General features: G+C 55.4%; 7 protein-coding genes. 5 read left to right on the forward strand and 2 right to left on the reverse strand.

Annotated elements, in window-relative coordinates; genetic code table 11:
• Positions 1–236 precede the first annotated feature (236 nt).
• From VI895_14265 to VI895_14275, 3 genes are all read left to right on the forward strand, one after another.
• Positions 237–1115, forward strand: coding sequence for a transporter (locus tag VI895_14265; protein ID HLG20964.1), 879 nt, complete (start codon positions 237–239; stop codon positions 1113–1115).
• Between the two features lie 165 nt (positions 1116–1280).
• Positions 1281–1580, forward strand: coding sequence for a type II toxin-antitoxin system RelE/ParE family toxin (locus VI895_14270; GenBank protein ID HLG20965.1), 300 nt, complete (start codon positions 1281–1283; stop codon positions 1578–1580).
• A complete protein-coding gene (locus VI895_14275; protein ID HLG20966.1) occupies positions 1573–1872 on the forward strand; it encodes an XRE family transcriptional regulator in 300 nt (99 codons plus the stop codon). Before VI895_14270 ends, VI895_14275 begins: the two co-directional genes overlap by 8 nt.
• A gap of 95 nt (positions 1873–1967) precedes the next feature.
• On the opposite strand, the gene pnp is transcribed toward VI895_14275, so the two are convergent.
• Positions 1968–4232, reverse strand: coding sequence for a polyribonucleotide nucleotidyltransferase (gene pnp, locus VI895_14280; GenBank protein ID HLG20967.1), 2265 nt, complete (start codon positions 4230–4232; stop codon positions 1968–1970).
• 41 nt (positions 4233–4273) lie between these two features.
• Entirely contained in the window at positions 4274–4543 is a 270-nt protein-coding gene (gene rpsO / locus VI895_14285) for a 30S ribosomal protein S15 (protein ID HLG20968.1), read from the reverse strand.
• Between the two features lie 320 nt (positions 4544–4863).
• Between rpsO and VI895_14290 the strand changes: the two genes are divergently transcribed.
• Together VI895_14290 and VI895_14295 are read left to right on the forward strand one after the other, a co-directional pair.
• Entirely contained in the window at positions 4864–8073 is a 3210-nt protein-coding gene (locus tag VI895_14290) for a S8 family serine peptidase (protein HLG20969.1), read from the forward strand.
• Between the two features lie 285 nt (positions 8074–8358).
• Positions 8359–8705 (forward strand): hypothetical protein (locus tag VI895_14295; protein ID HLG20970.1); only part of this gene is annotated, 347 nt, incomplete at its 3' end.

Here is an 8705-nt window from a genome sequence, read left to right on the forward strand (position 1 = left end):
CTTTCTCCCGACTCCCTGGCCAAGAATTTCGCCGAAATCCGGCAAAAAATTAACTCCGAAATTGTGGCTCGAAACGGGGGCAAGGAATTGCCCCCTCAAGACCCCGCCCTGGAAGCCTTGGTACAGTACATCGTCGATCACTACCGACTTTACGACCATAAGCTTTTGAAATAACAAACTTTTTGACATGATCCGGTGCGTTATAGCCGGTCTGGAACTTGCACACCAAACATCCGGTGAAAAAGATCTGGGGCATCGTGTGTCTGGTTTTAGGGGCGACATCCGCCCTCGCCGACCCCGTTTGGGTACCTCCCAAAGGGACGATCCACGGAGGAGTTTCGTATACGCATGGCAACTGGGATCAGTTTCTCGAATTGGGTAGTGATTCCGTCAATCTCCCCGGGGAAATCACGCAGCACGAGTTCACGCTCTACGGTGAGTATGTTCCGCTGGAAAATGTTTCCTTCGACATCGTTTTTCCGATCGTCTCGGTCCAAAGAAAATTCGTTTATCTCACGACCGATTTAAACGGGAACATCATCGGCATCACGACCGGCGGAAGCGGCGAGCTTCGCGACGTGGATGAAAACACGGGGATCGGCGACGTTTACCTGGGCGGAAAATACATTTTCTGGGAAAAGGGACTCTCGCTCGGCGTTCGCCCCTACCTCAAGTTTCCGGGAACGTACCATTACGGGAACATTCCCAACGCTCCGGGAGACGGACAGACCGACATGGGGCTCGGCCTGCTGGCGGGAAGCTACTTCCAGCGGATTCGTACATACGTCCGCGGCAGTTTCACCCTCGTTCAGCGGTTCGGCGACCCGCACAACCAGATGGAGTTCATGATCGAACCGGGCGTAAACATCACAAAAATCTGGGGAGCGCGGTTTACATTTCAGCACATCGAACAGTTCGGCGGCCAGGACTTGGCCTATTACAATTTTCAGAACTACTACCCGGCCATCGAAGAAGACTCCGGCCGAATCGGCGTCGGTATGTCTCTGCGTGCATCGGATCAAATCACCGTCTACGGCCTTTACCAGCAAACGATTTACGGCCGGAACACCGCCAACACACAGGCCTTCACCATCGGCCTCGATTTCTCGTTCTGAACTGTTTAGCGTTGGATTACAAGACGGGCGTCAAGGCCGCGCAATCTCGTGATTTCGGCATTCGCACTTGATAAATAACGTCGTCAGAATGGATGGCTGGCCACCTTGACGAGAGGTACCATATCCGGTACATTCATATTAAAGAAAGCAGTGTTTCATCCCGCTGTGCGGCCGATTTTTCGGGGGTTTCCGAAGGCTGCAAGGAGTGAACTTGGGAAGGCAATTCTGAAACTACAGAAAGGATCCATTTTGACTTTGCCGCTGTCGAGGCCGATGCGCCAAGTTGGACCTGGAGTGGAAGAGCTCCGAGTGAGAGACGCCAGCGGTATATATCGGGCCTTTTATTTGGCGCGGATTGAAGACCAAGTCCTTGTCTTCCATGCGTTCCAGAAAAGGACCCCTAAAACGCCGCAACGGGAGATTGACACGGGAAAGAGAAGATTAAGGGAGCTACTCAATGCCTAAACTCAAGCCAATCGTGACACGAAACGCTTCCGAACTTGCTGATTTCTTAGGCCTGTCACGGGCTGAAGGTGCAGAGATGGAATTTCGCGCAGACCTGAATGAAACCATTGTCGGCATCGTTAAGCAAAAACGGATTACCCATGCTCAGCTCTCCCAACTAGCCGGAACATCACGGCCCCGAATCACCAATCTGCTGAACGGAAATACAAGCGATATCTCAACAGATTTAATGCTCCGGGTCCTTGCCGCACTTGGGTACAAGGTCGAATGTAAAATATCCAAGGCGGCCTGATGGACCTTGCGAAATGCGAGGTTCGATTCTCTTTCAACACACAGGCCTTCACCATCGGCCTCGATTTCTCGTTTTAGACGAGCGAACGAACCAAATTATCTCCGAAAATCACCCCGGTCCCTGCGAGGGCCGCGGGGGCGGTCATCGCTCCTAGGCCTGTCGCCGAAGCGCGGGCGCTCTCCTCCTCGAGGTCCGCCGGGCCGCCGGTCCTGATCGCCGTAACTTCGTCGCGGCGGGCGGCCGGACTCGGCTTCCAGATTTCCCGATCCCGGCGCGATCGCCTCGCGCTGGGAAAGTTTGATCTTTCCGCGGTCGTCGATGGAGATCACCTTCACTTCGATCTCATCGCCCTCTTTAATCACATCCTCCACCGCTTCGACCCGGCCGTTCTCGGCGTGCAGCTGGCTGATATGCACCAAGCCATCGGTACCGGGCATGATCTCGACGAAGGCTCCGTATTCCATGATCCGGCGGACTTTCCCTTTATAGATCCGTCCGATTTCCGCCTCGCCCACGATCGCTTCGACCATCGCTTTGGCTTTTTCCAGCGCCACGAGGTCGGCGGAGGCGATCGTGACTTTTCCGGAGTCTTCCACGTCGATCTTCGCCTGTGTCTGCTCCACGATACTGCGGATCATCTTTCCGCCCGGACCGATCAGGTCGCGGATTTTGTCCTGCTTGATCTGGATCGTGACGATTCGGGGCGCGTATTTGGAGAGTTCCTCCCGCGGCGCCAATAGTGCTTCGCGCATCTTGCCGAGAATGTGCAATCTCCCCTCCCGGGCCTGTGCCAAAGCATGATCCAGCACCTCCCGGCTCACGCCGAGGACCTTGATGTCCATCTGGATGGCGGTGATCCCTTTTTCAGTCCCGGCCACCTTGAAATCCATATCGCCGATGTGATCCTCATCTCCCGAAATGTCCGAGAGAATAAAGAACTTCTCGCCCTCTTTGACGAGTCCCATGGCGATCCCGGCCACCGGTGCCTTGATCGGCACACCGGCGTCCATGAGCGAAAGCGCCGCGCCGCACACCGTGGCCATCGAAGACGAGCCGTGCGATTCCAGGACTTCCGACACGATCCGGATCGTATACGGGAACTTCTCATGCTCGGGCAGTATCTTGCTGATCGCCCGATGAGCCAGCGCTCCGTGCCCGACTTCACGCCGGCCCGGTCCGCGATTGGGTTTCACCTCTCCGACGGAAAACGACGGGAAGTTGTAATGCAACATGAATCGGCTGCGGGATTCGCCGACCAGCGCGTCGATCCGCTGTTCATCATCCGTCGTTCCGAGCGTGGTCGTCACCAGCGCCTGCGTTTCGCCGCGTGTAAAGAGCGCCGACCCGTGCGTGCGGGGCAGGAGGCCCACTTCCACGTTGATCGAACGGATTTCGTTCGTGGCGCGTTGATCGATTCTCTTTTGAGTTTGAACGATCGTGTTCCGGATTTCCGACCGGACGATTCCCTCAAAAATTTCTTTGATCTCGGAAGCCTTGTCTTCCAGCGACGCATCCGCCGCGCAAAGATCCTGGACTAATTTGTCTTTGATCTCACCCACGACTTTGTATCGAGGAAGCTTCTCTTTGATCTTGAGCGCTTCCGACAAAGGTTTCGCCGTCATCGACCGGATTTTCTCCGCGAGCGGATGACTCTCGGACGTTTCCTCAACGACCTTCCACTTCGGCTTGCCGATCTCGCGGCGAAGTTCGTCTTGAGCATCGAGGAGCGGCTTGATCGATTCGAAACCGAACATCAGAGCGTCCAAAATCTCACTTTCAGGGACCTCGTTGGCTCCCCCTTCGACCATCACGATCGCTTCGCGGCTCGCGGCCACGACCATGTCGATGTCGCTGTTTTTCATCGCTTCCAGCGAGGCGTTGACCGTCAACTGGCCGTTGATGCGTCCCACGCGCACGGCACCGATCGGTCCCGCGAATGGGATTTCGGAGATATGGAGCGCCGTGGAGGCGCCGACGATCGAAAGCACGTCCGGCTCGTTCTCCTTGTCGTACGAGAGCACGGTGGAAACGACCTGCGTGTCGTGAAAATAAGTATCCGGAAAAAGCGGCCGAAGCGGCCGGTCGGTCAGGCGGGAGACCAACACTTCCCGATCCGAAAGCTTTCCTTCCCGTTTGAAGAATCCGCCCGGAATTTTTCCGGCCGCTGGAAACTTTTCCACGTAGTCGACGGATAGCGGGAGAAAATCGGTGTTTTCGCGCGGAGTGCGCGCGGCCGTGGCCGCCGTAAGAACCATCGTTTCGCCGCAACGAATGAGCGCCGCGCCGTTGGCCTGTTTCGCCATGCGGCCGACTTCGATGGTTATGGTCCGGCCGTGAATATTGACTGTAACTGTTTTCATGGAATTCCTTTCGAGAACCGAATGTGGGAGATGCGGACGAACTATTTCCGAAGTCCGAGATCGCCGATTACTTTTTGGTACCGGTCCACGCTGTGCTTTTTAAGATAGTCGAGGAGCCGGCGTCGTTGTCCGACCATTTTCAATAGGCCCCGGCGGGAATGAAAATCCTTCGAGTACTTCTTGAAATGGCCGGTGAGATGCTCGATGCGAGTGGTCAGCAGAGCGACCTGGACCTCGGGCGAACCCGTGTCCCGCTCATGCTGCCGATATTTCGCAATTACTTTCGCTTTCTGTTCCACCGATTTCACCAATGTTCTCAGGTAGTTATATTGTTTCTTTCCTCTTTCTTGCTTTAGTTCGGGCCGGATACTCGCACAAGAGCTGCGCGAAATCAATCCTCTACACGCGGGGCGAGTCCGACGGGCGCTGCGTGGCCGACGACGGGGTCTGATTCTCCAGCCAAGATGTAGCGAATGAATGGGAAGAGAAGAAAATCTTTTCATAAAAGTATCCATAATCATGAACTTTAGTTTACAGGGCGCAGATCTTCGGCTACGAAATTGAGTCTCAGGCCGCTGAAATTATTGAATTGCTTCCTTGGCATACGGCTTGCGGACGGTGGCTGAGAGCTATGTCGAAAGCGAATTCGTTTCAAAAGCATCATCTTGCGGTTTGTCTGTTGGTCTTGTCGAGCGCGTTTTCGGTTCATCGAACCGAGGCAGAGGAATCAAAGAAAGCGCATCTCCCCCCTCGGCTGAAAGATCCAGCAGGGCCGACGTATTTATCGTCTGAAGGACCGGATCGGCTGGGTTACATTGTTCAGTTTCATGAGCCTTCTCTCTTGGCAAAGATGCAAGAACTTGGAATTCGGAACACACCCGCACTTTTATCGTTGTACGAACACCACCTTGTCGAGAGCCAGGAAAGGACGATAAGAGAAATTGAAGCGATCGTGGGGAGGCCTGTTTCGGCCGGCCGCGTTCGTGGGCGATTCCAAAAAGTGTTGAATGCCATAGCGATCGACATTTCCGAAAAGGAAGCGGAACAGGCTCGCCAATTGGAAGATGTAAAGAGCGTTGTGCCCAATTTCAGGGTCGACGCTCTTCTTTCAGAGTCCGTTCCCATGATCTCCGCCGATCAAGCGTGGGGTATGTCGGATGGATCCGGCAATCCGATCCGGGGTCAAGGTATTCGAATTGCGATCATCGACACCGGCGTCGATTACACCCATCCCGACCTGGGAAGCTGTTTCATTCCACCAGAGTCGCCGACCTGTTTTCCCGAGGCTCCTTTGACGATCAACGGATGTTTTGATTCGGACGGCGGTGTTAACGCGTGTCACCGTGGGTACGGGACGTTTGGAGACGGTCTGGGTGCGGACTACTGCGCATCGAGCACACTCTTGAAAGAAGAAAGCTGTAACACGGATGGTACCGTCGCCTGGGTGGACGTTTCTTGTCCCCTCGGTTGCTTTAACGGCAACTGTATTCCCGAAGAGCATAATCTGGACGCCGAGGGCTGTTCCAAGGTCGCGGGCGGTTACGATTTTGTCACCTGTGATTGGTTCGACCATAACGGGGAGTGCACTCGTCCGAAATCGGAGGATCCAGACCCGATGGATGTTCATGGCCACGGAACGCACGTCGCTTCCATCGCTTCTGGCGACGGTGTTCTCTTGGGTGTGGCTCCGGATGCCGAGATCCTCGCGTATCGTGTCCTCAACGGCCAGGGATTTGGATTCGACTCATGGGTTATCGGAGGAATCGAGCGGGCGATTGACCCGAATGGAGACGGTGACTTCAGTGATCGAGCCAACGTCATGAACTTAAGCCTTGGAGGACTCGCAGCCATACCTGGTGACGATCCTCTGGTGGCGGCCGTGAACGCCGCGGTTCAAGCTGGATCCGTCGTTGTTGTCGCGGCAGGGAACGATTACGATTTCAAGACGATTGCGAGCCCCGGCGTGGCGGGAAGGGCGATTACGGTCGCCGCAGTGGGTAAGAATGGCGTCCGGGCTTCTTTTAGCTCCGGAGGCCCGGCCGAAATTCTCGGTTTTCCTCTGAAACCGGATGTTGCGGCTCCGGGCGTGAGCATCTGCGCGGCCCAGTTCGACGACAGTTTCGGCTTTGACCCTCCTCAGTGCGTAGACAACTACCATGTATTGGCATCGGGGACGTCTATGGCAACTCCCCATGTCGCGGGCGCGGCCGCTCTGTTGTTACAAGCACGGCCCCAACTTACGCCCGACCAAATTAAATCGGTATTGATGTTGAGTGCAAATCCCCAGGAGTCTTTCCGCCACCTCGGCCATCTCGACCAGTATCAGTCGGTCGGATTTCCGGTACTGGATACGCTCGAGATCTGCACACGGGTTCAGATTGAACACCCGATAATCTCTTCGGAGGCGTTCTTCTCGGTGGCAATTGTAACGGAGGTTTCACCGGCCCTTTATGCGCTGATCCGAGAAGACCAAAACAACTCGCCCGGGGTCATTATTGCGCAGTCACCTTGGGAGCCGGCAGGCAGTGGATATTTGAAGGCCTCGCTCCCTTCCATTGGGACAGGTACCTACTGGCTTTGCAGTCAGTCGGCCACTCCAATGACGGCCTTTCCGTCTCAGGGCGCCACGTTGTTTGAAGCGGATCGATACTTAGACTCCGGGACGTCCCGGTTCTTGGAGCCGCCCTCTCCAAACAACTCGATTTACATGTCGTTGTTTCTTCGTCACAAGGTACCGGCGGACCCGTATCAAGTGGGGGGCGGCCTTATCAATGTGAAGGCCGCGCTTTCAACTCCGATATTTACTTCCCCTTCGGCCGTTGACTTTGGCTTCATTCATCAGGCCGGCACCTACATGAGGACGTTCGCGGTGGGAAACGTAAGCGCAAGCGCGCTGTCTCTTTCCATTTCATCCGAAACGAGTAAACGGAATCGCGATTTTCAAGGAAATCTCTTTGATGAGGAAAATCTCTATAATTATGTGAGTATCCTCTCGAGCCCATCGAGTCTTGGGTCCGGTCAGGTAGGAACCGTGACCGCTTCCTTGGAGATCCCTCCCGCCGCGCTAAGCGGCTATTACTCGGGGGAGATCTCCATCGCCTGTGGCCCGACAACCTTCCGTGTCCCGTACACGTTTACCGTCGGTTTTGAGGCGCACTACGTAGCTCCTTTTCGGTCCACAACCGTTCCGGTCCCGGATGGCTCGATCGGAAACACCGAATGGAGCGATGCAGCCCGTTACTCCTCGCTTGGCACAAACGGCGCTTTCGAACTTTTTCTCAAAACGGGAATCAACGGAGGTTCGAATACACTTTTCATAGGTGTGATCGCCCAAGATCCAAACGTGACCTCCCTGAGCATCTACTTTGATGAGGGAGACAATGGTTCCGCCGGAGCAGGCTCATTCGACCGCATTTTGACCATCGATCAAGAGGACTTAAAATCCGTGGCGACGCCCGCACAGCCTTCACCCAATTACATGGATGGATTTTTCTCCTATTTTTTTGGAGGCAAGGGGTGGTCCACCAACGGAAGTTTTGGAGCCACCGATCCATACATTAACTTCTCGGGTAGTGGGAGAAGTTACGGGAATCACGTGGAAGCGGAATTCGCTATCCCGTTTGTCGGTGTCGATCAACTCTATGCCCCCGATTTCAACGATGCGAGCGACCTGAATCTCGCGTTTGGAAACGTGATCGGATTTGGGATCATCGCGGAGAGTAAGGATCTGTCCTTGCCCGCGGAATTTAATCCAAATGACGGGAGCTCATACACCGGGAAAATTGTTCTTCAGGCCCCCGTTTACGGACGCCCTTCCGGACGGAATCCCCGACGAAAATAAACGTCAGCGGACATTCTGCGGCAACCCGGAAATATGAGATTCCTTATTTCAAACCTCCCGTTAAGTGTAGAAGGATGAGGCGTCGATCCTTCGCCGTTAGGAATTCAATACCTGTTTGTTACTTAGGCGATCAGACCCAGCCCGGGCCGACTCGATCGAAAACGTGCCGCTGATCCTTCCAACCGCAGAAGCTGAACGGAGAGGATCGTCCTTTTCGGGTGTGAGGACGAAGTCATCTGGACGAAAGGCCGGGGTTCGGCCCACAATTGCGTGCGGAGGTTCCCGATGAAGTTCAGTGCACGCATTTTGGTTTGGGCGCTGGTTGCGGTTTGTCCTGTTTCGCTCGGGGCCGCCACATATTATCTCGACGGCTCGGAGGGAGACGACGCCGGCGCCGGCACGAGCCGGGGCGCGGGAGCGTGGCGAACGTGGGCTCGGTTGATGACTGGTGTGAACTCGGCGCAGCCGGGAGACATGTTTCTTGCCCGGCCGGGCCGTTACTATGCCGCGAACGGCGGAGGATCCGACGACAACTGGCGGAATCTCAAGGGACCGGTGAGCGGTTCGTCGGACGCCTGGATCACGATTTCCGTGGATACGGACTATTCGGGCGACGTCGAATTGGTCGGCTC

The organism is Bdellovibrionota bacterium (assembly GCA_035292885.1).
Classification (GTDB): Bacteria; Bdellovibrionota_G; JALEGL01; order JALEGL01; family DATDPG01; genus DATDPG01.

Coding starts and splice junctions, on each gene's coding strand:
- VI895_14290 (HLG20969.1), top strand. CDS start 4,864: ATGTCGAAAGCGAATTCGTTTCAAAAGCATCATCTTGCGGTTTGTCTG.
- pnp (HLG20967.1), bottom strand. CDS start 4,232: ATGAAAACAGTTACAGTCAATATTCACGGCCGGACCATAACCATCGAA.
- VI895_14275 (HLG20966.1), top strand. CDS start 1,573: ATGCCTAAACTCAAGCCAATCGTGACACGAAACGCTTCCGAACTTGCT.